The organism is Kitasatospora sp. NPDC015120 (assembly GCF_043080305.1).
In the GTDB taxonomy this organism is placed as follows: domain Bacteria; phylum Actinomycetota; class Actinomycetes; order Streptomycetales; family Streptomycetaceae; genus Kitasatospora.
This window is the reverse complement of record NZ_JBIBVJ010000005.1, coordinates 214,980-237,732: the sequence shown is the minus strand read 5'-3', so window position 1 is coordinate 237,732 and position 22,753 is coordinate 214,980. Positions and strand designations below refer to the sequence as shown.

Sequence of the window (22,753 nt, the reverse complement as noted above, 5' to 3'; positions counted from 1 at the left end):
GTCAGAACTTCTCCGGGTGGATCAGCGCGAGGACGAGATAGCCGACGAGGGCGACGGCCACGATGAGACCTGCGATGTTCTCCGCACTCACAGCTTCTCCACCCCCCGCGCGATCAGGGCGATGACGCCGAACACGGCGAGCGTGACGGCGACGTAGATGAGATCGGACATGGCTCCACCACGGTGGCTCGGAGGTGGCCGCGCCGCCCGCGACGGGGCGGGGGTGCGGCGCCGGCGGCGGGCCGGCAAGGCCAGCCAACCTCCCTCACGGAGCGTCAAGGGCTCCCTTGACGCCCTCCATACGGCGTCCGTTCGATTGTTGACGGGCTCCATACGGGGCGTTGTCCGGGCCGTGACCGGGCGCGCGGAGGCCCGGTCGGCGGGTGCGCGGAGGCCCCGGGGCGCGGGCGCGGCGACGCCCGGTCGGCGGGTGCGCCGAGGCCCCGGCGGCGGGTGCCGTCCGGGGCCTCGTTGCGGTGCGCGGATGCGCTACGCGCGCTCGGGGGCCTTGGCCCTCGTCTGCTCCGACCGGGCCGAGGGCTCGCCGCGCCGGACCGCGCCGGGGGCGCGCCGCGAGGGCCGGTTCGCCCGGCCCGCGGAGGTCAGCTGCCACGGCACGCTGATCACCATCACCCCCGCCGTGAACAGCAGCCGGCTCTTCAGCCAGAGCGCCGACTGGTTGTGCAGCAGGTGCTCCCACCAGTGGCCGACCACGTACTCGGGGATGAACACCGCCACCGCGTCCCGCGGGCTGGTCCGCCGCCGGTCCCGGACGTACTGCACCACCGGCTTGGTGATCTCCCGGTACGGCGAGTCCAGCACCTTCAGCGGCACCTGGACGTCCAGCTCCCGCCACCGGCGCTCCAGCTCCCCGGTGGCGTCCGGCTCCACCGCGACGGTGAGCGCCTCCAGCGAGTCCGGCGCGAACGCCTGCGCGTAGCCGAGCGCCCGCAGGGTCGGCTTGTGCACCTGGGAGACCAGCACGATGCCGTGCACCTTCGACGGCCGCACCGCCTCGGCCCGCACGTCGTCCACCGCCAGTTCCTCGGCGACGCCGTCGTAGTGCCGGCGGATGCCGCGCATCATCAGCCAGAGCACCACCGCCGCGACCACGGCCAGCCAGGCGCCCTGGGTGAACTTGGTCAGCAGCACGATCACCAGCACCAGCGCCGTGGTGACGGCGCCGAAGGAGTTGATCGCCCGGGAGCGGAGGGCCGCGCCGCGCACCGCCGGGTCGGTCTCGGTGGCCAGGGCCCGGTTCCAGTGCCGCACCATGCCGATCTGCGACAGCGTGAAGGAGGTGAAGACGCCGAGGATGTAGAGGTGGATCAGGCTGGTGACGTCCGCGTCGTACAGCCAGAGCAGCCCGCCGGCCACCACCGCGAGCGCGATGATGCCGTTGGAGAAGGCCAGCCGGTCGCCGCGGGTGTGCATCTGCCGGGGCAGGTAGCGGTGCTCGGCCAGGATCGAGGCGAGCAGCGGGAAGCCGTTGAACGCCGTGTTGGCGGCCAGGATCAGCACCAGCGCGGTGACCGTCTGGACGGCGTAGAACAGGACGCTGTGGTCACCGCCGAAGATCGCCGCCGCCAGCTGGGCGATCACGGTCTGCTGCGGCGCGTTCGCGCAGTTCCCGGGGAAGCCGCTGAGGTGGCAGGTGTCGTCGGCGATGTGGACGTCGGCGATCAGCGCCAGGGAGGTGATGCCGACGAACATGACCACGGCCGTGGTGCCCATCACGGCCATGGTGGCGGCGGCGTTGCGCGACTTCGGCGCCCGGAAGGCCGGTACGCCGTTGGAGATCGCCTCCACCCCGGTCAGCGCCGTGCAGCCGGAGGCGAACGCCCGCAGCCCCAGCATCAGCAGCCCCAGCCCGGCCAGGGTGTCCTTGCCGTCCTCCGGCACGATCCCGTACGCGGCGCTGGAGGCCACCGGCGCGTCGCCGAACGCCACCCGGACCAGGCCGGTGACCACCATCAGCAGCATGGCGCCGATGAACAGGTAGGTCGGCGCGGCGAAGGCCTTGCCGGACTCGCGGACGCCGCGCAGGTTCATCGCCATCAGCAGCAGCACGAAGCCGAGCGCGAGCTCCACCCGGTGGTCCGCCAGCGAGGGCAGCGCCGAGATGATGTTGTCCACCCCGGAGGCCACCGAGACGGCGACCGTCATCACGTAGTCGACCAGCAGCGAGGCGGCCACCACCAGGCCCGAGTTGGCGCCCAGGTTGCGGGAGACCACCTCGTAGGAACCGCCGCCGCTCGGGTAGGCGTGCACGACCTGGCGGTAGGACATCACCACGACCGCCATCAGCGCGACCACGCCGGCCGCGACCCACGGGGTGAGGTAGAGGAAGGCGGTGCCGCCGACGGTGAGCACCAGCAGGATCTCCTGGGTCGCGTAGGCGACCGAGGAGAGCGGGTCGGAGGCGAAGATCGGCAGGGCCAGGCGCTTGGGGAGCAGGGTCTCGCCGAGCTCCTCGCTGCGCATGGCCCTGCCGATCACGAGGCGCTTGAGCGCCTGGGGCACGTTGAACACATCGGCGAGCGTAAGCGTGTGCGACGGGCGCGCAATGGGACGTTCCGGCGTGCTCATGACGTTCGCATTGACGGACGGGCGGGATGTTTCCGCTGGTCGGAGCGGCTACGCGCGAGGCTTTGCGGGTGGGGCCGGGGCGTTTCGAGGGCGTCAAGGGGGCCGTTAAGACATCGTCAAGATATGGCGGTCGGGCCATTTACATGGGGCATATCGTGGCAATTCCACCAGGGGGGGCGACGGCCGGGCCGCTCGTGTCCGCCGTCAGGTCCGCCGTCGCGTCCGCCGTCAGGTCCGCCGTGACGCCCGTCGTCATCCCTGCTGTCACGTCCGCCGTCGTCCCAGCCGTCGCCTCCGCCGTCACATCCGCATCCGGAGCCGGCAGACCACCGCGTCGGTGTGCCGGCGCAGCGCCCGGTCGATAACGGCGCCGCGGCGGTTCTGCAGGGCGCGCTGCCAGGGGCGGACCGGCTCGACCTCGGGGATGAGGACGGTGAGGCGGTCGTAGGCGTGCTCGGCGGCGAGGCCGTTGACGAAGGCGGCGATCGGCGGGCCGAGCCGGCGGTGGGCGTCCGGGATCTCGACCAGCGGCACGCCGGGCCGCCACAGCTCCCAGTCCCGGCGCAGCGCCTCGGCCTCGGCCGGCTCGTGGACGACGGTGACCGCCATGACCTCGTCGCCGAGGGAGAGGGCGGCGGAGAGGCCGTCGCGGGTGAGGCGGGTGATGGCGGTGACCGGGACGACGACCAGGCTGCGCTGCGGGGTGAGCGGTCCGGGGACACGGCCCAGTCCGAGGCGCTCGCCGATCCGGGCGTAGCCACGGTGCACCGCCTCGAACAGCAGGACCAGCAGCGGCAGCGCCAGGCAGATGCCCCAGGCGCCCTCGGTGAACCTGGTGCCGGTGACGACGAGCGCGGCGGTGCCGGTGAGCAGCGCGCCGAACCCGTTCAGCGCCGCCCGCCACCGCCAGCCGGCCGGCTTCCCGGCGCACCAGTGGCGGACCATGCCGACCTGGCAGATCGTGAAGCCGACGAACACGCCGATCGCGAAGAGCGGGACCAGGCTGTTGACGTCGCCGCCGGAGCCGACCAGCAGGAGGGCGGAGACGGCGGCCAGGAAGAGCACGCCGTGCCGGTGCACCTGACGGTCGGCGCGCAGGGCGAAGACGTGCGGGAGGTGGTGGTCGCGGGCCAGCAGGTGGAGCAGGACCGGCAGACCGCCGAAAGAGGTGTTGGCGGCCAGGCCCAGCAGGACCACGGTGGCGAACTGCACCACGTAGAAGCCGGCGCCGTGGCCGAGCGAGGCGTCGGCCAGCTGGGCGAGCACGGTGACGCCCTCGACCGGCTGGAGGTGGAAGCGGCCGATCAGCACCGCCAGTCCGATCAGCATCACGCCGAGCAGCGCGCCGAGCGCGACCTCGGTGTGCTGCGCCCGCTTCACGCCCGGCGCGCGGAAGGACGGGACGGCGTTCGCCACCGCCTCCACACCGGTCAGTGCGGAGCAGCCGGCCGCGAAGGCCTTGAGCAGCAGCAACGCGCCGACGGTGGTCGCGTTGTCGGCCAGGGCGGACGCGTGCCCGTCGGCGGCCGCCGTGCTCACCGGCGCGTCCCGGAACAGTCCCACCACGACGATCGTCAGGACCGCCAGCACGAAGACGGCGGTCGGCGCCAAGAACCAGCGGGCCGACTCGGCGATCCCGCGCAGGTTCACCGCCGTCACCAGCGCCAGCACGCCCAGGCAGAGCCAGACCCGGTGGCCGTACAGGCCCGGCACCGCGGAGGTGAGGGCCGCCACGCCGGCCGTCACCGACACCGCCACGTTCAGCACGTAGTCCACCACCAGCGAGGCCGCGGCGGTCAGCGCCGTCCGCCGCCCCAGGTGCGCCACGGCCACCGCGTAGGCGCCACCGCCGTCCGGGAAGGCCGCGATCACCTGGCGGTAGGAGGCCACCAGCACCGCCAGCAGCACCGCGATCGCCGCCGTGACCGGCAGGGTGAACCCGAGGCCGTACGCCCCCGCCGCGGCGAGCACCAGCACCACGGACTCCGGCCCGTACGCCACCGAGGCCATCGCGTCCAGCGACAGCGCCGCCAGGCCGCCCAGCGCGGTCAGCCGATGCCGGTCCGCGGCGCCGGCGGCGGTATCCGGGGGCTCGGTGGTGGCGGCGAGGGTGCTGGACATCGGACGGAACCTCCGCAGTCGATCGGTCACCCCGATCCTGCGGGCGCCGGCCGGCTCCACCTCACGGCCGCTACGCGTTCCTGACGCGCCGTCGCCCGCTCTTGACGGGCCCTTGACGGCGACTGGGCGGGGTGGGCGGACCGCTGTCCCGGCGGGCGCCGGTTGGGAAGACGATCAGCTCTTACGGAGGACTCCCGGCGCGCTCACGCACGGCCGGGACTGCTCGGCGGTGAAGCTGAACGGTCCGGCCCCACCCTGCCCCACCACTGTGCTGCCTGAGTCAGGCAATTGCAAGTCATTCGCAATAACCCACCCCTCCCCTGCCACTACTCTCCGCACATGTCCCGGCACTCTCCGCCCTCTCCGGCGCCCCCGACCCCGCTGCTCCTCATCGACCTGGACCACACCCTCGTCGAACGCGACGGCGGCGCCGACGCCTGGGCCCCGGCCTTCTGCGCCGCCCACGGCCTGCCCGCCGAGGCCGCCCCCACCGTCTTCGGCCTCTTCCTCACCGACCGCTCCCCCGCCGGCTTCACCCGGATCGCCGCCCACTACGGCCTCCCCCGCTCCGGCACCGCCCTCTGGGAGGAGCACGTCGCCCACGAGGCCGCCCGCACCCACCTGCTCCCCGGCGTCCCCGAGGCCCTCGCCGCCCTCCGCGCGGCCGGCTGGCCCATCGCCGTCGTCACCAACGGCTGCACCGACATCCAACGCGCCAAACTCGCCCGCACCGGCCTGCTCCCCGCCGTCGACGCCGTCTGCGTCTCCGAGGAGGCCGGCGCCCGCAAGCCCTCCCCCGCGATCTTCCACCTCGCCGCCACCCGCCTCGGCCGCACCCTCACCCCCGCCGACTGGATGGTCGGCAACAACCCCGCCACCGACCTCCGCGGCGCCCACGCCACCGGCCTCCGCTCCATCTGGATCACCCCCTCCCCACCCCCGCCCCTCCCCCCGTCCCTCCCCACCCCCACCCGCACCGCCCCCGACACCCCCACCGCCGCCGCCCTCCTCCTCGCCCTCCCCCACTGACCCCGGAAACGACAAAAGACCCCCGATCCACGTCTCCGTGAACCGGGGGCCTTCCATCTATCCTGTGGCTGGTGCAGGGTTCGAACCTGCGTAGCTTGCGCGACAGATTTACAGTCTGCTCCCTTTGGCCGCTCGGGCAACCAGCCAGGATGTTCGCCTCCCGGGGGCTTGCCCCGTTCGACTGGGTAAACCTTACCCGATGCCGGGGGGTGGTCCGCCACCCGGTTCCGTGGGGCGCGATCGGCGGGTGTGGCGCGACTGTCCTGGGCGGCGGCGGGGGCGGGCTGGATAGGCTGGGGCGGCGGGCGTCCGGTGGGGCGGCCGTGCCAGTGCAGCCAGAGCATCAAGGAGACCAACACCCATGGCCGACTCCAGTTTCGACATCGTCTCGAAGGTCGAGTGGCAGGAGGTCGACAACGCGATCAACCAGACCTCCCGCGAGATCGCCACCCGCTTCGACTTCAAGAACGTCGGCGCCGAGATCAAGCGCTCCGGCGAGACGATCGAGATGAAGGCCAACGGCGAGGAGCGCGTCAAGGCCATCCTGGACGTGCTGCAGAGCAAGTTCATCAAGCGCAACCTGTCGCTGAAGGCGCTGGACGCCAAGGACCCGCAGCTGTCCGGCAAGGAGTACAAGATCTTCGCGGACGTGAAGGAGGGCATCTCCCAGGACGATGCCAAGAAGATCGCGAAGATCATCCGCGACGAGGGCCCCAAGGGCGTGAAGGCCCAGGTCCAGGGCGACGAGCTGCGGGTGAGCTCGAAGAGCCGTGACGACCTGCAAGCCGTCCAGGCGCTGCTCAAGGGCAAGGACCTGGACTTCGCGATCCAGTTCGTGAACTACCGCTGAGCCGGTCGGCGGCCCCGGCCGGGAGCTCCGGAGAGGGCTCCCGACCGGGGCCGCCGTCGTTTCCGGGGCCGTGGTCGTCCCGGGGGGCGTCAGGGGGAGGCGGCCCAGGCGGCGGTGGTGCGGTGGGCGGCGAGGCCGGCGGCGTCGAACTCGTCGCGGTCGGTGGTGCCGGCCGGGACGCGGACGCCGAGGCGGCACAGCACGCGGGAGATCGGGCTGCCCTCGGGCGGGAAGACTTCCAGCTCGCCGCTGACGAGGGGGCCGAGGTCGAGCCGGCCGTCGGCCCAGAGGGCGGCGCGCTGGATGCCGGTGCCGCCGAAGTACTCGGCCTCCACGCAGGCGATCGGGCCGGCCTTGGACCAGGCGGCGAGCCGGCGCTCCAGGCCGTCGGAGAACCAGTCGAAGCCGGCGGCGCCCGGGGAGGCCGGCTCCTCGTCGCCGAACCGGAGGGCCGTCAGGAACCCGGAGGTGGCCGGGATCAGTGCGAGGCCCTGGGCGAGCGGTCGCGGGCGGGCCGCCGAAACCTCGGCGGCCGCCACCGCGACCAGCTCCGCCGGGCCGATCAGCGCCTGAAGTTCGTATGACATTCAGTCATCGTGAACCATGACACCGACAGTGCGCCCGGCGTTTACGATTCCGTGCCCGGTCGGGTATCAGTCCGAGAGTCGCCCGCCCGCCCGGGGCGGACGCCGTACAGCAGCGTGAACAGGGTCGCCTCCACCGCGTCCTCGGCGTCGCTCTCGCCCTCGGCGCGCAGCTCGTCGAGGATCTCGTCGAGACGGCCGCGGAGCCGGAGCATCCGGTCGGGCGTGAGCCGGAACGTGAAGTGCGAGAACATGCCGGGCAGACCGGGGGCCGAGGCATCCCGCGAGGTGGTGAAGTCGACGCGGTCGGCCGTCGCGCGGGCGCGGAACTCGCCGCGGACGCGGTCCATCGCGGCGAGGATGGCCCCGTAGGCGTCGAGCCGGGTCGGTGAGCCGGGCGAGAAGATCTCGGGCGCCAGCCGCAGCGAGTCCTGGGCCGGGGCGTAGCGGCTCTCGACGATGCCGGAGACCAGCCGGGTGCCGGCGACGCGGACCAGTCCGGCCTTCTCCAGTTGCTTGATGTGGCGGTAGAGCTTGGTCTGCGGCTCGTCGAGCGCGGCCGCGATCTCCTTGGCGGTGAGCGGCCCGGAAGCGAGGGCGTCCATCAGGACGTCGAGGATCGCCAGGCGGAGCGGGTCGGCGAGGGCCTTCAGGGTGGCGGCGTCCTCGACCCGGCGCTCCTTGAGGGCGGCGGGGGCAGCGGAGGCAGTGGGGGCAGCGGGGGCGGGCGCGCCGGGCCCCGGGACGGCGAGCTGCTCGTCGGGGTTCTCGGCACTCTCGGCATTCTCGACCACGGCCCCACCCTCGCAGACGGCCGCCGACCCGGGCAATCGAGCGTTCACCCTTGCGCGATCGCTCACCTCTGCGTCACCATTCACGCATTCGTGAACGGTGACGCCACTGTGAGCGTCGAGAAGGGGAGGCGGCCGATGAGTACGGGGACCGCGACCACGACCGGCCCGCTGCAGGCGGCCGGGCCCGTCCCGCTGCGGCGCAACTGGCGCTTCCAGGCCCTCTGGGCCGGCCAGGCCGGCGCCACCCTCGGCCTGCAGATCGCCGACACCGCCTACCCACTGCTGCTGCTCGCGCTCACCGGCTCCTCCACGCTCGCCGGGGCGTTCGGGGCCCTGCAGATCAGCGCCTCCCTGCTGTTCGGCCTCCACGGCGGCGCGGTCGCCGACCGCTGCGACCGCCGCCTGCTGCTGATCGCCGGCGACGGCGTCCGGCTGCTCGCCTGCGCCAGCGTCCCCGCCGCCATGGCGCTGGACCGGCTGACCCTCGCGCACACCCTGCTGGTGGCCGTGGTGATCGGGGCGACCATCGCCTACACCGGCCCGGTCCGGCTGATCGCGGTGCGCTCGGTGGTGCCGCCGGAGCAGCTGCGCCAGGCGCTGGCGCAGGACGAGGCCCGGATGAGCGGGGCGGGCCTGATCGGGCCGCCGCTGGCGGGCGCGCTGTTCGGGCTCGGCCGGGCGGCGCCGTTCGTCGGCACCGCGGTCGCCTCGCTGCTCGCGCTCACCGCCGCGCTGGTGGTGCGGTTCCCGGGCCGGCCGGAGTCCGGCGCGGGCAGGGCCGGCACCGCGGACGGCGGCGCGCTGGCCGGCTACCGCTACCTGGCCGGCAACGCCCTGCTGCGCCCGGTCCTCGCCGTCGTCCTGCTGATCAACGTCGCGGGAGCCGCGATGCTGCTGCCGGTGATGGTGATCCTGCGCGGCCAGGGCACGTCCAGCACCGGCATCGGCCTGGCCCTGGCCGGCGAGGCCGTGGGGGCGCTGGCCGGCGCGCTGCTGGTGAGCCGGCTGCACCGGACGGCCGGGCCCGGGGTGCTGCTGCTCGCGGTGTCCTGGCTGACCGTCCCGGTGCTGCTGGCGCCGCTGCTGCCCGGCGGACCGGTCACCGTCTTCGCGGCGCTGTTCGCGGTGGGCCTCGGGATCCCGACGCTGCGGGTGATGATCGACCTGCTGGTGTTCAGCCGCGTCCCGGACGCGCTGCGCGGGCGGGTGATCTCCGCGACGCTGACGATGTTCACGGTCGGGATGCCCGCCGGGACGGTCGGCAGCGGGCTGCTGCTCGACCACCTCTCCCCCGCGGCGGCGCTCGGCACGGTGGCCGCGCTGCTCGCGACGGGGCTGGTCCCGGCGACGGCCGGCCGGACGCTGCGCCGCTCCGGCTGGCCCGGGCGGACCCCGGCGCGCACTCCGTCCCCCTGACGCCCGCTCACCGCCCGCTGCGTCAATCGCCCGCTCACGTCCGTCACCCGTCCACCGCCCCCTCACCCGTCCACCGCCCGCTCACCCGTGCGGGTGCACGCCGCATGCGCCTCCCTCGCCAACCGGGTGAACTGACCGGGTACGGCCCGGCGTCGGCGGGGCCACCCCAGGAGGACGCATGAGTTCGATGGACATACCGTCGTCCGGCCAGGGCGGTCCTGGCGGAGGCCAGGGCGGCGGAGGCCGGGAGTCCGCCACCCGGGAGCGCACCGGCTCGGCGGCCACCACCCTGGCGAACGCACCCCGGATGTCCTGGCTGACGCTCGCCTTCATGACCACCGCCTCGGTGGCCAGCCTGCGCTCCGCCCCGACCATGGCGGTCTACGGCCTCGCCTGCGTCTTCCTCTACCTCCTGCCGGCCGTGGTCTTCCTGCTGCCGACCGCGCTGGTCTCCGCCGAGCTGGCGTCCGGCTGGGAGGGCGGCGTCTACCGCTGGGTGTCGGAGGGCCTGTCGAAGCCGCTGGGCTTCCTGGCCGTCTGGTGCCAGTTCGCGATGACGATCTTCTACTACCCGTCCCTGCTGGCGTACGTGGCGTCCACCATCGCCTACGTGGTCGACCCCTCCCTGGCGAGCAACGGCCCGTACACCGCGCTCGTGATCATGGTGCTCTACTGGACCGGCGTCTGGGTCTCCGCCCGGGGCACCCAGGCGGTGGCCGGCCTCTCCTCGATGGGCCTGGTCATCGGCACGCTGGTCCCCGGCACGCTGCTCGTCGTGCTCGGCTTCGTCTTCCTCGGCCAGGGCAACGGCTCCGCCGCCCCGATGGACGCCGCGCACCTGTTCCCGGAGTGGACCGGCCTGGCCAGCCTGGTGCTGATCGTCAACAACTTCCTCAGCTACTCCGGCATGGAGATGAACGCGGTGCACGTCTCCTCGCTGCGCAACCCGGCCCGGGAGTTCCCGCGGGCGATGTTCACCGCCTCCGGGCTGGTGCTGGCGATCTTCATCCTGCCCGCGCTGGCGATCAGCTGGGTGGTGCCGTCCAGCCAGCTGAGCCTGACGGCCGGCGTGATGCAGGCCTTCGACGCCTTCTTCCAGTACTTCCACATCGGCTGGCTGACCCCGGTGATCGCGGTGGCGCTGGTCGCCGCCTCGCTCGGCGGCATGCTCACCTGGCTCGCCGGGCCGTCCAAGGGCCTGTTGATGATCTCCCGCCAGGAGGGCTACCTCCCGCCGTTCCTGCAGCGGCTCAACCGGGCGGGCGTCCAGCAGAACCTGCTGGTCACCCAGGGCGTGGTCACCACGGTCATCGCCCTCGCGTACGCCCTGATCCCGAACGTCTCCAGCGCCTACTGGATCTTCTCGGTGATCACCACGCAGGTGTACCTGATCGTCTACCTGCTGATGTTCGCCGCCGCGATCCGGCTGCGCCGTCTCCAGCCGGACCACCCGCGCGGCTACCGGGCACCGGCGCTGGTGCCGATCGCGGTCACCGGCCTGGTGGCCTCGGCGGCGGCGATGGCGATCGGGTTCGTGCCCTCCTCGCAGTTCGGCAGCGGCTCGGTCTGGTCGTACGTGGCGATCGTCGGCGGCGGTCTGCTGGTGCTGGGCCTGGTGATCCCCGCGCTGTTCCTGCGGCTGCGCAAGCCGGGCTGGCGCTCGCCCCGGGCCCGGGCCGAGGCGGAGGCGATCGAGGCCGCCGAGCTCCGCCGCGCGACCGGCCCCGGCCCGGACGGACCGGGGCCCCGGGGACCGACGCACGAGGGACCGGAGCACGGCGGCCCGACGCACGGCGGCCCGGGTGCGGGCGGCCCGACGCACGGGGGTGCGGCATGACCCGCAGCCTGATGGCCTCCCGGCATCGCTGGATCTACCTCGGCGCGATCGTCCTGCTGGTCGCCATGCTGGTGACCGGCCTGCTCACCTACAGCCAGCTGCACGAGACCAACGAGGCCAACCGCAAGGCCCAGCAGCTGTCCGAGGCACTGGCCGCCGCCGGCTACCCGGTGCCGTCGCAGGACCAGATCGTGCACACCCTGGGCGAGGACGGCGGCGCCGTCTGCGACGACCCGGCCGGCGCGCTCCAGCAGGCGCAGTGGAAGTACGGCATGTCCACCGGCGCGGCCGGCCCCGGCCAGCGTCCGGTGCTCTCCGACCGCGAGGTGGTCCTGGCGGAGACGATCGTGCTCTCGGTGTACTGCCCGGACAAGCTCGCCGCCATCAAGGACAAGATCGACGACCTCAAGCTGGAGGACACCGTCCGCAACTGACGACCCGTCCACCGCCCCCAGAGGAGCCGTCACCATGACCGACGAACTCGCCCGCCGGATCGCCGCCCTGATGCCGCGCGCCCGGGCCGACCTGGCCGAGCTGGTCGCCATCCCCTCCGTCGCCGACCCGCGCCAGTACCCGCCGGAGAAGTGCCGCCAGGCCGCCGAGTGGGTCGCCGCCGCCTTCGCCGACGCCGGACTGCGCGACGTCCACCTGGAGGAGACCCCGGACGGCAGCCACGCCGTGGTCGGCCACCGCCCGCCCCCGCCCGGCGCGCCGACCGTCCTGCTCTACGCCCACTACGACGTCCAGCCCCCGCTCGACGACACCGCCTGGACCTCCCCGCCGTTCGAGCTCACCGAGCGCGCCGGCCGCTGGTACGGGCGCGGCGCCGCCGACTGCAAGGGCAACATCGTCATGCACCTCACCGCGCTGCGGGCGCTCGGCGACGAGCTGCCGGTCGGCCTCAAACTGGTCGTCGAGGGCTCCGAGGAGCAGGGCACCGGCGGACTGGAGGCCTACGTCCCGCCGCACGCCGGGGAACTGCACGCCGACGCGCTGCTGATCTGCGACACCGGCAACGCGGCGATCGGCCTGCCCACCGCCACCACCTCGCTGCGCGGCGTCACCACGGTGGTGGTCACCGTCTCCGCGCTCGCGGGCGACATGCACTCCGGCATGTTCGGCGGCCCCGCCCCGGACGCGCTGGCCGCGCTGATCCGCGTCCTGGACTCACTGCGCGACCCCGACGGCGGCACCCGGATCGAGGGCCTGGACAACGACGGCACCTGGAGCGGCGTCGGCTACGACGAACAGCAGTTCCGCGCCGACGCGGGCGTGCTGGACGGCGTCCGGCTGACCGGCTCCGGCACCGTCGCCGACCGGCTCTGGGCCCGGCCCGCCGTCACCGTGCTCGGCATCGACTGCCCGCCGGTGGTCGGCTCCGCCGCCGCGGTCCCGGCCACCGCCCGGGCCCGGATCAGTCTGCGCGTCCCGCCCGGCACCGACGCCCGCGCCGCCCAGGCCGCGCTCACCGCCCACCTGGAGGCCGCCGCGCCGTGGGGGGTGCACATCGCGGTGACCCCCGAGAGCGTCGGCTCGCCGTTCCGCGCCGCCACCGGCGGGCCCGCCTACGCGGCGCTCGACAAGGCCGTGCAGGAGGTCTACGGCCGCCCGCTGTCCTTCCTCGGCCAGGGCGGCTCGATCCCGCTCTGCACCGTGTTCGCCACCACCTTCCCGGCGGCGGAGATCATCCTGATGGGCGTCGAGGAGCCGCGCTGCCTGATCCACGCGCCCAACGAGAGCGTCGACCCCGGCGAGATCGAGCACATGGCCCACGTCGAGGCGCTGTTCCTCCGGCACTACGCCGACTCCCGCCGTCCGTGATGAAGTTGACGCACGCACAGCCTCCAGCCGCGCCGAGCTCCCCCACCAGGAGACCCGCATGCCCCGAGCATTCACCACCGAGGACTACCGCGCCCGCCTGGAGCGGGCCACCGCCGCCGCGGCCGGCGCCGGGCTGTCCGGCCTGGTCGTCGCCCCCGGCCCCGACCTCGTGTACCTGACCGGCTACCAGCCGACCGCGATCACCGAACGGCTCACCGCGCTCGTCCTCACCGCCGGCCGCGAGCCCGCGCTGATCGTCCCCACCCTGGAGCGCCCCGACGCCGAGAAGGCGGCCGGCGCCCCCGCCGTCCGCCTGGTCGACTGGACCGACGGCCAGGACCCGTACGCCGCCGCCGTCCCGCTGATCGACCGGGCCGGCCGCTACGGGATCTCCGACAACGCCTGGGCGATGCACCTGCTCGGCCTCCAGGCCGCCCTGCCGGCCACCGGCTGGACCTCGCTCACCGAGACCCTGCCGATGCTGCGCGCGGTCAAGGACGCGGACGAGCTGGAGCGCCTCGCCGCGGCCGGCGGGGCCGCCGACGCCGCCTACCGCGGCATCCTGGAGGTCACCTTCGCCGGCCGCCGGGAGACCGACGTCGCCGCCGACCTCGCCGCCCTGCTCATCAAGTACGGGCACAGCCAGGTCGACTTCACCGTGGTCGGCTCCGGCCCCAACGGCGCCAACCCGCACCACGAGGCCGGCGACCGGGTGATCGAGCCCGGCGACACCGTCGTGCTGGACTTCGGCGGCCTCAAGGACGGCTACGGCTCCGACACCACCCGCACCGTGCACGTCGGCGCCGACGTCCCCGACGAGGTGCGCCGGGTCCACGAGGTCGTCCGGCAGGCGCAGCAGACCGCGTTCGAGGCCGTCCGGCCCGGGATCGGCTGCCAGGAGATCGACCGGATCGCCCGCCGGGTCATCACCGAGGCCGGGTACGGCGAGTACTTCATCCACCGCACCGGCCACGGCATCGGCATCACCACGCACGAGCCGCCGTACCTGGTCGAGGGCGAGGAGCGGCCGCTGGTGCCGGGGATGTGCTTCTCGATCGAGCCGGGCGTCTACCTGCCGGGCCGGTTCGGGGTGCGCATCGAGGACATCGTGACCGTCACCGAGCAGGGCGGGCGGCGGTTCAACAACACCCCGCACGAGCTGGGCATCGTGTCCTGAACCACCCCGGGCCGTGTCCCGGATCACCGCCGGGCGGTGTCCCGGATCACCCGGCCACCGCGTCCGCTGCGCCGCCCGGGGCAATTCTGAGCCCTTCCTGAGCGGACCGCCGTTCGCACCGAGAGTTCTCCAAGAATGCCTTGCTAGCTTCGACCGGCATGACCAGAATGCTCCGCCCGGCGCCGCCCGCCCCTTCCGAGAGCGCCGGGCGGCTGCGTCCGGCGACCGGCTCCCGGACCGGCACGCGCTCCCGCGCCCTGGCCCGGCTCCGGCTGCTGGCGTGGCCGCTCTACCTCACCGCCCTGCTGTGGTACCTGGGCACGTACGGCCTGCCGTACACCAATGACCTGGTCTTCCTCTGGCTGATGGGCGCCCTGGTGGCCGCCGGTGTGCACAGCGGGCACGGCGCGCGCGGCTTCCTGCTGGTGCTGCGCGACTGGGTGCCGGTGATGGCCGTCGTCTGGACGTACTCGCTGCTGCGCGGCTACGGCGCGCACACTCCCTGGGGCCCGTACCTGTGGCCCCAGCAGCGCGCCGACGAGGTCATCGGCTTCGGCGAGACGCTGACCGTCCGGCTGCAGCACGGGCTCTACACGCCCGGCTCGCCGCAGTGGTGGGACTACGCGGCGGTCACCGTCTACATGTCGCACTTCTTCGCGGTCTTCGTGATCCTCGCGGTGCTGTGGCGCCGGCGCCACGACCGGTTCCGGCACCTGCTCACCTGCTACCTGGTGCTGACCTTCGCCGGCTTCGCCACGTACATCCTCTACCCGGCGGTGCCGCCGTGGCTCTCCTCCCAGGAGGGCCACCTGCCGGAGCTGACCCGGGTGGTCTCGGACGTGCTCACCGAGAGCGGGCTGCCGCGGGCCGCGTCGGTGTTCGAGAACGGCAGCCAGTTCGCCAACGACGTCGCCGCGATGCCCTCGCTGCACTCGGCGTACCCGGCGATGCTGCTGTTCTTCTTCTGGCCGACGGCCGCGCGGTGGCTGCGGGTGCTGCTGGCCGCCTACCCGCTCGCGATGACCTTCGCCCTGGTGTACGGGGCGGAGCACTACCTGGTGGACGTCTTCGTCGGCTGGGCGTACGCGGCCGCGGCGGTGTACGGCGTGCGGTGGCTGCGCGGGCGGCGGCGGGCCAGGTCGCTGGCGGCGAGCCGGACGGCCGTGGCGCGGGTGGAGCCGGTGGAGCCGGTGGAGCCGGTGGAGCCGGTGGAGCCGGGGGCGGGCGTGGCAGCCGGGGTGACCGGCGGCACACTGGAGCGGTGACCGAGAAGCCGACCACGGCCCCCAGGCCGACCGCCGAGCAACTGCTCGCCGCCCGCGACAGGACGATCGAGGACGTCACCGCACCCGGTCTGCGCGTGCTGTTCTGCGGGATCAACCCCGGGCTCTGGTCCGGGGCCACCGGCCACCACTTCGCCCGCCCCGGCAACCGGTTCTGGCCCGCCCTGCACCGCTCCGGCTTCACGCCCCGCCAGTTCCGGCCGGACGAGCAGCGGCAGCTGCTCGACCTCGGCCTCGGCATCACCAACGTCGCCCCGCGCACCACCGCCAAGGCCGACGAGCTGACCGCCGACGAGCTGCGGGCGGGCGGCGCCGCGCTCACCGAACGGGTGCTGCGGCTGCGCCCCCGGGTCCTGGCGGTGCTCGGCATCGGCGCCTATCGCACCGCCTTCGGCCTGCGGACGGCGTCGACCGGACGGCAGGAGCGGACCATCGGGGACACCGAGGTCTGGGTGCTGCCCAACCCCAGCGGCCTCAACGCCCACTACACCCTGGACGCGCTGGCGGCGGAGTTCGCCAGACTCCGCGAGGCCGTGTCCCAGGACCGGGCGCCGGGCAGACCGCGTCCCAGGACCGGGCGCCGTGGAGGGCGCGTTTCGGGACCGGGCGCCGTGGAGGGCGCGTCCTAGGACCGCAGGAACTCCAGCACCGCCAGCACCCGGCGGTGCGTCTCCCCCGCCGGGGGCAGGTCGAGCTTCATCAGGATGTTGCCGATGTGCTTGCCCACGGCCGCCTCGGACACCACCAGCTCCCGGCAGATCGCCGCGTTCGACCGCCCCTCGGCCATCAGCGCCAGCACCTCGCGCTCACGCGGGGTCAGCCGCTCCAGCGGGTCCCGGCGGCGGCGCAGCAGCTGGCGGACCACCTCCGGGTCGACCACCGTCCCGCCGGCCGCCACCTCGGTGACCGCCGCCGTGAACTCCTCGATCTGGCCGATCCGGTCCTTCAGCAGGTAGCCGACCCCGGAGCCGTCGCCCGAGTCCAGCAGTTCCGCCGCGTACGAGCGCTGCACGTACTGGCTGAGCACCAGGACCGGCAGGCCCGGGCGCCGCTCGCGCAGCTCGACGGCCGCGCGCAGCCCCTCGTCGGTCTGGCCGGGCGGCATCCGGACGTCGGTGACGACGAGGTCCGGCGCGTGCTCCCCGGCCGCCGTGCGCAGCGCTCCGGCGTCGCCGACCGCGGCCACCACCCGGTGCCCGAACCGGGCCAGCAGGCCGGCCAGCCCCTCGCGGAGCAGCACGCCGTCCTCCGCGAGCACGATCCTCAGGCTCATCGTTCCGCTCCTGCGCCGGACGGGGCGCAGGGGATCTCCACCCGCACCAGGGTCGGTCCGCCGGGCGGACTGCTCACCGTCAGGGTGCCGTCCACGACGGCGACCCGGTCGGCCAGCCCGGTCAGGCCGGTGCCGCGCCCCGGGTCGGCGCCGCCGCGGCCGTCGTCGGCCACCTCGATCGTCAACCGCCCGTCCGCGTACCGCCCTTCGACGCTCGCCGTGCGCGCGCCGCTGTGCTTGGCGATGTTCGCGAGGGCCTCGGTGACGGCGAAGTAGCCGGCCGACTCGACCGCTGCCGGGAGCCGGGCGGGCAGCGCGAAGCGGGTGGCGACCGGGACGGGCGAGCGGTCGGCGGCGTCCACGCAGGCCTCCGGCAGGCCGCGGTCGGTGAGCACCTGGGGGTGGATGCCGTTGATCAGCTCCCGCAGCCCGGCCAGGACGTCACCCGCCTCGCGGTGCGCCGCGGCGAGCCGGGCGGCCAGCGGGCCGTCCGGCGGCGCGTCCAGCCGGGCCAGGCCGAGCGTCATCCGCAGGGCCACCAGCCGCTGCTGGGCGCCGTCGTGCAGATCGCGCTCGATCCGGCGCCGCTCCGCCTCGAAGGCGTCCACCAGCCGGGCCCGGGAGCGGACCAGCTCACCGATCCGCCGCTCCTGCCGGCCGGGCCCGAGCAGCAGCCGGACGAGGGCCGCCCGGGCCGCCACCGCCAGCACCAGCGGGTGGCCGAGCAGCGGCAGCAGGACGAGGCCGGCCAGCCCGCACAGAGCGGCCGTCCCCAGCGAGTGGACCTGCCAGACCTTGAGGACGTTGACCTGCTCGCCGTCCAGCAGGAGCAGCGGGACGGCGGCCAGCAGGCAGCCGGGGAGGGCCAGGGCGCAGCCGGCCACGGCCAGGTCGACCGGCCAGAGCACGAACGCGGCGAGCGCGGTGAAGCCCAGTTCGCGCCAGGTCGCCCGCTCGCGGTAGCGCAGCCGCAGCCAGGCCGCGAGGCCGGGGCGGTCGGGGACGCGGTGCGGGTCCGGCACCCGGCCGCCGTCCAGGAACCGGGCCAGCCGGCGCTCCCAGGCCGCGACCGGCAGCCCGGCCAGGGCGAGCGCGGCCAGCAGCGGCAGCCCGACCAGCAGGACCGCCAGCACCCCGGCGGCCGTCACGGACAGCAGCAGGCCGGCGCAGAGCAGCAGCCCGGTCAGGCCGGTCGCCAGCAGGTACCCGGCCGCCCGCCACGGGGCCGCCGAACGCAGCAGGCCCGGCCGCAGCAGCTTGTCCATCGTGTCCCTCCCCGGTCGTGCCCACCCTAGGGCGCTGCCGGCGGCGCGTCGGTAGGGCCTGCCCTACCGTCCGGAGTGGCCCCCGGCCTGCTGCGGTGCCCCCTGCCGCGGCGGTTCGCTGGGTGCCATGAGAATGCTGCGGATCGCACTCCGGTCCCTGAAGGCCCGCCGGGTCTCCCTGCTCGGCGCCTTCCTCGCGCTCGCCCTCGGCGTCGCGATGACCGCCGTCATGCTGCTCGGCCTCGCCTCCGCCGCCGGCGCACCCGGCGGGGAGGACCTGGTGTCGTTGGTCGCCGCACTCGGCACCGCGGGCGGGGTGAGCGCGTTCGTCTCGGCGTTCGTCGTCGCCTCCACCTACTCCTACGCCGTCGCCCAGCGCCGCCGTGAGCTCGGCCTGCTCCGCCTCGCCGGCGCCACGCGTGCGCAGGTCCGCCGCACGGTGCTCGCCGAGGCGCTGCTGCTCGGCACGGCCGCCTCCGCCACGGGCTGCCTGCTCGGCCGGCTCGGCGCCCCGGCGTTCGTCGGGCGGCTGGCCGACCTCGGCATGGCGCCGCCCGGCTTCGCCCTCGCCCCGGCCGGCTGGCCGCTGCCCACCGCCTTCGCCACCGGACTGCTGGTCGCGCTCGCCGGTGTCGCCGTGGCCGCGCGCCGGGCCGGGCGGGCCGGGCCGCTGGACGCCCTGCGTGCGGCCGACCTCGACACGGGGGTGCTGACGGCCGGGCGGCTGCTCACCGGTCTCGGCCTGCTGCTCACGGCCGCCGTCCTGGCCGGCTCCGCGCTCGCCACCGACCCCGCCGACCTGCTGCACCGCAAGACGTACACCACCCAGCCGATGTGGCTGATCTGCGCGGCCGGTCTGCTCTCCCCGCTACTCGCCCCGCCGCTCGTCCGCCTCCTCGGCCGCGCCCTCCCGGTGCGGTTCACCGGGTACGCGGGCCGCCTGGTGCCCGCGGGCGCCGCCGCCGCGCTGCGCCGGACGGGCGCGGTCGCCGCACCGGTGCTGGTCGCGGTCGCGCTGACCGGCTCGCTGGCGGGCGCGCCGGCCACGGCGAGCGCCGCCCGGACCGCCGAGGCGCGCGCCCGCACCACCGCCGACCTGGTCGTCCTCCCGGCTCCCGGCAGCGACGGCCCGCTGGTCTCCGTGCTGCGCGCCGTCCCGGGCGTGGCGGCCCTCCTCCCCACCGCGCCGACCGCCCTCGGCCTCGTCGAACCGGACGGCGTGACGGTCCGCTCCGAGGCCCGGGCGACCGCCGATCCGGCCGCACTGGCCACGCTCACCCGGCTGCCGCTGCTGGCCGGATCGACGGCCGGCCTGGACGACCACTCGCTCGTCCTGCCCGCCGGGTGGGGGCACCGGACGGTCGGCGAGCCGGTCCCGGTGGTGCGCGCCGACGGCAGCCGGACGACCCTGCGGGTGGCGGCCGTGCTGCGGGACGGACTCGGCGACAACGGCCTGTACGTCACCGCCGCCCATGCCCCGGGCGCCCGGGTCGACCGGATCGAGGTCCGCCTCGGGCCCGCAGCCCGGGTGGCCGAGGTCCGCGCCGCCGCCCTGCCGTACGGCGCCACCGTGCTGACCCGGGAGGAGTGGCTCGCCGCCGGGGCGCCCGCCCGGATCACCTGGCTGCGGATGGCCCTCGTCCTCGGCCTGGCCCTCGTCTACACCGGCATCGCGCTCGCCAACACCCTGCTCATGGCCACCGCCGACCGCCGCCGTGAGCTCGCCCTGCTCCGCCTCGCCGGGGCGACCCGCGGTCAGGTGGTACGGCTGGTGACCGCCGAATCGGTGCTGGTGACGGCGGTCGGCGCGGTGCTCGGCTGCGCGGTCGCGGCCGTCCAGCTCGGTTCCCTGTACGCCGCGCTGGCCGTGCTCCGGGTGCCCGCGCCGCTCGTCCTCCCTTGGCGCCCGGTCGCCGCGGTGAGCGCCGGCGCGCTGCTGCTCGCCGCGCTCTGCGCCGCCCCGGCCGCCGCCTGGGCACTGCGCTCCCGTCCGGTCACCGCCGTCGCGCGCTGAGTCCCGGCTCCATGTCCTTCCCTTACCGCCGGCCGCCCCACGGCTCGTCGGTCGAGACGATCTCCCGCCCCAGCGGCATCAGCGACACCGGGATCAGCTTGAGGTTCGCCCACCCGAACGGAATTCCGATGACCGACAGGAACAGCGGAATGCTGGTGATCAGATGCATCAGCGCCAGCCACCACCCGGCGAAGACCAGCCAGATCACATTTCCGATGCACGACGGCGCCCCGGCGTCCGGCCGCTCGACCGCCGTCCGCCCGAACGGCCAGATCACGAACCCGGCCAGGCGGAACGACGCGATACCGAAGGGGATCGTGATGATCAGAACGCAGCAGATGATGCCGGCGATCACATAGCCGACCGCCATCCAGAATCCGCAGAAAACCAGCCAGAGCACATTCAGTACGAACCCGATCACCTTCATGCCCGGCACCCTCTCACGTGCGAACCTTGCCCTACGACCACCGATGCCCGCCGACCTGCGGATCCACGCCCCCGGACGGCAACCTCAGGGATCCCTCCGGGTAGCAGCACTCCTCAGGGAGGAGAACGCCCCGGGCCGGACGTCCGGTCGACCCGCTCCGGCGCCCGCTCCGGGGCCCGCTCCCTGGCCCGGAGCAGCCGAGGATCAGCGGTCCGGTGCGCGAGCCGCACGGTCAGGGCCCAGAGGCCGTAGAGAAGCGCGGTGCCGGTCCCGATGAGCAGCAGAACGATGACGATCGTGCCGAGAACGTCCCCCTGCGCCAGTACGGCGAATCCCAGGGCGTAGCCCATGAAGAGGAGGACGAAAAAGAAGAGCAGCCGGACCAGCGACCCCGCCGGGGAACGCAGCGGCAGCCACAGCAGGACGACCCTGAAGCGGTCCAGGAACGAAAGAGCGTCCAGGTGGTCGTCGCCCTGCGGAGCCCGCAGGACCCGGAGCTGACTCTGCAGGTGGTCGACCGCCCACGCCCGCACCGGAGCGATGTCCGTCCCCGGGGCGACCGCCTCGTAGGTGCTGAACCACTCGGTGAGGAAGCCCAGGTGCGCCCGCGCCTCGTCCAGCTCCCGCCGGCGCCTCGCCTCGGCACTGCGGCGCGCGTTCCATTCGCGGAACCACAGCCCGGCCGCACCGACCAGCGAGGCCACCAGGGCCGTGACCGCCGCCACCAGCGCACTGTTCCCGATGCTCGTCGAACCCGCTGCGGCCATGCCCTCACCTCTTGCGGCCTGCCCCGGTCCCGGGCCCGGCGCCCTGCTCACCGAGCATGCGGCAGTCCGGCCGGCAGCGCTCGGGATGCTGCGCCGTCCGGTGCGCGGGTCACAGCGGCGTGACGGCCTTGAGGACGAGCAGGAGCGCGACGGCGGCGTTGAGGGCGGACAGGGCGGAGGCGGCGGTGCCGAGGGCGGCGACCAGGGCCGCGAGGCCGGCGGGGGTGTGGGCGGGGGGCCAGTTGCGGGTGCTGGGGACGGGGCCGAGGAGGGCGGCGACGCGCCGGGGGACGGGCCCCGGGGCGGCGAAGGCGGGGAAGGCGGCGTACGCGTCGGGCGGGCGGTGGGAGGCGAGAGCGGCACGGGCGACGGCGCGGGCGGTGACCCGGCGGTCGCCGACGGCCTGCGCGGACTCCTCGTCGGCCCAGCGTTCCGCGCTGTAGGCGACGGCGCGCTCCAGCGGGCGCAGGAACGGGTTGACGCAGCCGGCCAGTTGGGTGGCCAGCAGGTGGCGGTGGTGCCGGTGGGCCAGGTGGGCGCGTTCGTGGGCGAGCAGCGCGGCGCGCTCGTCCTCGGCGAGGCCCGCCAGCATGCCGGTGGAGACGACGACCCGGCCGGGCGAGCGCGGCGAGCCGGGGAGCGCGTAGGCGTACGGGGCCGGGTCGGGGAGCAGGGCGACGTCGGAGGAGGCGGGCAGGGCCCGGCCGAGGGCCCGCCGGGCGCGGGCCCGGATCCGCAGGTGGCGGACGAGCGTGCGGCCGACGGCCGCGAGGACGACGGCGAGGACGAGCAGCGCCGCGGTGCCCACCGTCTCGTGGTACGGCAGGGCGGCCCGCACCTCGGGGTCGGACCAGCTGTCGGGCAGCGGGTTGCCGGGGATCTGCGCGGTGCCGACGACGCCGATCAGGGCCAGGCAGAGCGCGCTGCAGAGGGCCATCACGATGCTGATCGCGGTGAGCAGCCGGGCGGCGCCGCGCGGGTGGAGGTGCTGCTCGGTGAGGCGGGCGATGGGCAGCGCCGTCAGCGGCAGGACGAGGGGGAGGAAGACGAAGACACCCACGGCGAGGACGTCAGCCTTCGCGGTCGGGGGCCGGGCCGGAGGCGCTGTCGAGCAGGGTGCGCAGCAGCTCCTCGTCGTGCGGGAGGAGCGCGGTGACGAAGCTGGCGAGCACGGCGTCCCGGTCGGGTTCGCCGTCGAGGACGCGGCGCATCCGCAGGGCGGCGAGGCCGGCCGCGTCCGAGGACGCCTGCCAGAGGTAGGAGCGGCCGGAGCGGGTGCGGGTGACGGCGCCCTTGGCGTGGAGCCGGGAGAGGATGGTCATCACGGTGGTGTAGGCGAGGCCGCCGTCGAGGCGTTCCTGCACCCAGCCGGCGGTGACGGGGACGGGTGCCCGCTGGAGCACGGCCAGCACCTGCGCCTCCAGCTCGCCCTGGCCGCGCCGCCGGGCCCGCGGGTCGCCGGCCACCGGGGTGGGGGTGTCCTCTGCCATGCCGGTCATCCTAACG

21 protein-coding genes and 1 tRNA gene are annotated in these 22,753 nt (G+C 74.6%); 10 read left to right on the top strand and 12 right to left on the bottom strand.

All coding sequences use genetic code 11. The annotated features are described in order from the left end of the window. Position 1 precedes the first annotated feature (1 nt). The 3 genes from kdpF to ACF1AK_RS15240 form a co-directional block, all read right to left on the bottom strand. Positions 2-91 carry a K(+)-transporting ATPase subunit F gene (gene kdpF / locus ACF1AK_RS15250; protein WP_380249463.1) on the bottom strand — a complete coding sequence of 30 codons (90 nt, stop codon included), beginning with the start codon at positions 89-91 and terminating at the stop codon, positions 2-4. 398 nt (positions 92-489) lie between these two features. Continuing rightward, a complete protein-coding gene (locus tag ACF1AK_RS15245) occupies positions 490-2,484 on the bottom strand; it encodes an APC family permease (protein ID WP_391499460.1) in 1,995 nt (664 codons plus the stop codon). 405 nt (positions 2,485-2,889) lie between these two features. Then, positions 2,890-4,710: an APC family permease gene (locus ACF1AK_RS15240; RefSeq protein WP_391499264.1), complete on the bottom strand. Its 1,821-nt coding sequence runs from the start codon at positions 4,708-4,710 to the stop codon at positions 2,890-2,892. A gap of 339 nt (positions 4,711-5,049) precedes the next feature. Between ACF1AK_RS15240 and ACF1AK_RS15235 the strand changes: the two genes are divergently transcribed. Continuing rightward, positions 5,050-5,739: an HAD family hydrolase gene (locus ACF1AK_RS15235; RefSeq protein WP_391499263.1), complete on the top strand. Its 690-nt coding sequence runs from the start codon at positions 5,050-5,052 to the stop codon at positions 5,737-5,739. 65 nt (positions 5,740-5,804) lie between these two features. On the opposite strand, the gene ACF1AK_RS15230 is transcribed toward ACF1AK_RS15235, so the two are convergent. Next, a tRNA-Tyr gene (locus ACF1AK_RS15230) sits at positions 5,805-5,885 on the bottom strand. A gap of 215 nt (positions 5,886-6,100) precedes the next feature. On the opposite strand from ACF1AK_RS15230, the gene ACF1AK_RS15225 reads away from it, so the two are divergent. Further along, positions 6,101-6,589 (top strand): YajQ family cyclic di-GMP-binding protein, encoded by a 489-nt coding sequence (locus tag ACF1AK_RS15225; RefSeq protein WP_391499262.1) that lies wholly within the window; start codon positions 6,101-6,103, stop codon positions 6,587-6,589. An 89-nt stretch (positions 6,590-6,678) separates the two neighbouring features. Here the strand turns inward: ACF1AK_RS15225 and ACF1AK_RS15220 are convergent, their stop codons facing one another. Both ACF1AK_RS15220 and ACF1AK_RS15215 read right to left on the bottom strand, forming a co-directional pair. Further along, entirely contained in the window at positions 6,679-7,176 is a 498-nt protein-coding gene (locus ACF1AK_RS15220) for a hypothetical protein (protein WP_391499261.1), read from the bottom strand. A 41-nt stretch (positions 7,177-7,217) separates the two neighbouring features. Then, positions 7,218-7,967, bottom strand: a complete 750-nt coding sequence (locus ACF1AK_RS15215) for an ArsR/SmtB family transcription factor (protein WP_391499260.1) — start codon at positions 7,965-7,967, stop codon at positions 7,218-7,220. A 135-nt stretch (positions 7,968-8,102) separates the two neighbouring features. Here ACF1AK_RS15215 and ACF1AK_RS15210 point away from each other — a divergent pair, with 135 nt between their 5' ends. From ACF1AK_RS15210 to mug, 7 genes are all read left to right on the top strand, one after another. Beyond that, positions 8,103-9,383: an MFS transporter gene (locus tag ACF1AK_RS15210; RefSeq protein ID WP_391499259.1), complete on the top strand. Its 1,281-nt coding sequence runs from the start codon at positions 8,103-8,105 to the stop codon at positions 9,381-9,383. Positions 9,384-9,561: 178 nt separating this feature from the next. Then, positions 9,562-11,220: an APC family permease gene (locus ACF1AK_RS15205; protein ID WP_391499258.1), complete on the top strand. Its 1,659-nt coding sequence runs from the start codon at positions 9,562-9,564 to the stop codon at positions 11,218-11,220. After that, on the top strand, positions 11,217-11,654 hold the full coding sequence (locus ACF1AK_RS15200) for a hypothetical protein (RefSeq protein WP_391499257.1): 438 nt from the start codon (positions 11,217-11,219) through the stop codon (positions 11,652-11,654). Before ACF1AK_RS15205 ends, ACF1AK_RS15200 begins: the two co-directional genes overlap by 4 nt. Positions 11,655-11,688: 34 nt before the next feature. Further along, on the top strand, positions 11,689-13,041 hold the full coding sequence (locus tag ACF1AK_RS15195; RefSeq protein WP_391499256.1) for a dipeptidase: 1,353 nt from the start codon (positions 11,689-11,691) through the stop codon (positions 13,039-13,041). A gap of 58 nt (positions 13,042-13,099) precedes the next feature. Next, positions 13,100-14,218: an aminopeptidase P family protein gene (locus ACF1AK_RS15190; RefSeq protein WP_391499255.1), complete on the top strand. Its 1,119-nt coding sequence runs from the start codon at positions 13,100-13,102 to the stop codon at positions 14,216-14,218. Between the two features lie 158 nt (positions 14,219-14,376). Next, positions 14,377-15,483: a phosphatase PAP2 family protein gene (locus ACF1AK_RS15185; RefSeq protein WP_391499254.1), complete on the top strand. Its 1,107-nt coding sequence runs from the start codon at positions 14,377-14,379 to the stop codon at positions 15,481-15,483. After that, the gene (gene mug / locus ACF1AK_RS15180; RefSeq protein ID WP_391499253.1) at positions 15,480-16,130 is read left to right on the top strand and encodes a G/U mismatch-specific DNA glycosylase; all 651 of its coding nucleotides are present in this window, start codon (positions 15,480-15,482) and stop codon (positions 16,128-16,130) included. Before ACF1AK_RS15185 ends, mug begins: the two co-directional genes overlap by 4 nt. On the opposite strand, the gene ACF1AK_RS15175 is transcribed toward mug, so the two are convergent. Continuing rightward, a complete protein-coding gene (locus ACF1AK_RS15175) occupies positions 16,127-16,774 on the bottom strand; it encodes a response regulator (RefSeq protein WP_391499252.1) in 648 nt (215 codons plus the stop codon). The genes mug and ACF1AK_RS15175 overlap by 4 nt on opposite strands. Continuing rightward, positions 16,771-18,039 carry a sensor domain-containing protein gene (locus tag ACF1AK_RS15170; protein WP_391499251.1) on the bottom strand — a complete coding sequence of 423 codons (1,269 nt, stop codon included), beginning with the start codon at positions 18,037-18,039 and terminating at the stop codon, positions 16,771-16,773. The genes ACF1AK_RS15175 and ACF1AK_RS15170 overlap by 4 nt, the downstream gene beginning before the upstream one ends. A gap of 127 nt (positions 18,040-18,166) precedes the next feature. Here ACF1AK_RS15170 and ACF1AK_RS15165 point away from each other — a divergent pair, with 127 nt between their 5' ends. Next, positions 18,167-20,053, top strand: coding sequence for an FtsX-like permease family protein (locus tag ACF1AK_RS15165; protein WP_391499250.1), 1,887 nt, complete (start codon positions 18,167-18,169; stop codon positions 20,051-20,053). Between the two features lie 22 nt (positions 20,054-20,075). Here ACF1AK_RS15165 and ACF1AK_RS15160 read toward each other — a convergent pair whose 3' ends face one another. From ACF1AK_RS15160 to ACF1AK_RS15145, 4 genes are all read right to left on the bottom strand, one after another. Then, the gene (locus ACF1AK_RS15160) at positions 20,076-20,480 is read right to left on the bottom strand and encodes a YccF domain-containing protein (RefSeq protein ID WP_391499249.1); all 405 of its coding nucleotides are present in this window, start codon (positions 20,478-20,480) and stop codon (positions 20,076-20,078) included. 113 nt (positions 20,481-20,593) lie between these two features. Continuing rightward, on the bottom strand, positions 20,594-21,247 hold the full coding sequence (locus tag ACF1AK_RS15155; RefSeq protein WP_391499248.1) for a hypothetical protein: 654 nt from the start codon (positions 21,245-21,247) through the stop codon (positions 20,594-20,596). Positions 21,248-21,356: 109 nt separating this feature from the next. Then, positions 21,357-22,307, bottom strand: coding sequence for a M48 family metalloprotease (locus tag ACF1AK_RS15150; RefSeq protein ID WP_391499247.1), 951 nt, complete (start codon positions 22,305-22,307; stop codon positions 21,357-21,359). A 10-nt stretch (positions 22,308-22,317) separates the two neighbouring features. Further along, positions 22,318-22,737 (bottom strand): BlaI/MecI/CopY family transcriptional regulator, encoded by a 420-nt coding sequence (locus ACF1AK_RS15145; RefSeq protein ID WP_391499246.1) that lies wholly within the window; start codon positions 22,735-22,737, stop codon positions 22,318-22,320. Positions 22,738-22,753: the final 16 nt, after the last annotated feature.

Excerpts from the sequence above, each read along its gene's own strand:
- ACF1AK_RS15245 (WP_391499460.1), bottom strand. The coding sequence starts at position 2,484 with ATGCGCAGCGAGGAGCTCGGCGAGACCCTGCTCCCCAAGCGCCTGGCC.
- ACF1AK_RS15240 (WP_391499264.1), bottom strand. The coding sequence starts at position 4,710 with ATGTCCAGCACCCTCGCCGCCACCACCGAGCCCCCGGATACCGCCGCC.
- ACF1AK_RS15235 (WP_391499263.1), top strand. The coding sequence starts at position 5,050 with ATGTCCCGGCACTCTCCGCCCTCTCCGGCGCCCCCGACCCCGCTGCTC.
- ACF1AK_RS15225 (WP_391499262.1), top strand. The coding sequence starts at position 6,101 with ATGGCCGACTCCAGTTTCGACATCGTCTCGAAGGTCGAGTGGCAGGAG.
- ACF1AK_RS15220 (WP_391499261.1), bottom strand. The coding sequence starts at position 7,176 with ATGTCATACGAACTTCAGGCGCTGATCGGCCCGGCGGAGCTGGTCGCG.
- ACF1AK_RS15210 (WP_391499259.1), top strand. The coding sequence starts at position 8,103 with ATGAGTACGGGGACCGCGACCACGACCGGCCCGCTGCAGGCGGCCGGG.
- ACF1AK_RS15205 (WP_391499258.1), top strand. The coding sequence starts at position 9,562 with ATGAGTTCGATGGACATACCGTCGTCCGGCCAGGGCGGTCCTGGCGGA.
- ACF1AK_RS15200 (WP_391499257.1), top strand. The coding sequence starts at position 11,217 with ATGACCCGCAGCCTGATGGCCTCCCGGCATCGCTGGATCTACCTCGGC.
- ACF1AK_RS15195 (WP_391499256.1), top strand. The coding sequence starts at position 11,689 with ATGACCGACGAACTCGCCCGCCGGATCGCCGCCCTGATGCCGCGCGCC.
- ACF1AK_RS15190 (WP_391499255.1), top strand. The coding sequence starts at position 13,100 with ATGCCCCGAGCATTCACCACCGAGGACTACCGCGCCCGCCTGGAGCGG.
- ACF1AK_RS15185 (WP_391499254.1), top strand. The coding sequence starts at position 14,377 with ATGACCAGAATGCTCCGCCCGGCGCCGCCCGCCCCTTCCGAGAGCGCC.
- ACF1AK_RS15175 (WP_391499252.1), bottom strand. The coding sequence starts at position 16,774 with ATGAGCCTGAGGATCGTGCTCGCGGAGGACGGCGTGCTGCTCCGCGAG.
- ACF1AK_RS15170 (WP_391499251.1), bottom strand. The coding sequence starts at position 18,039 with ATGGACAAGCTGCTGCGGCCGGGCCTGCTGCGTTCGGCGGCCCCGTGG.
- ACF1AK_RS15165 (WP_391499250.1), top strand. The coding sequence starts at position 18,167 with ATGAGAATGCTGCGGATCGCACTCCGGTCCCTGAAGGCCCGCCGGGTC.
- ACF1AK_RS15160 (WP_391499249.1), bottom strand. The coding sequence starts at position 20,480 with ATGAAGGTGATCGGGTTCGTACTGAATGTGCTCTGGCTGGTTTTCTGC.
- ACF1AK_RS15155 (WP_391499248.1), bottom strand. The coding sequence starts at position 21,247 with ATGGCCGCAGCGGGTTCGACGAGCATCGGGAACAGTGCGCTGGTGGCG.
- ACF1AK_RS15145 (WP_391499246.1), bottom strand. The coding sequence starts at position 22,737 with ATGGCAGAGGACACCCCCACCCCGGTGGCCGGCGACCCGCGGGCCCGG.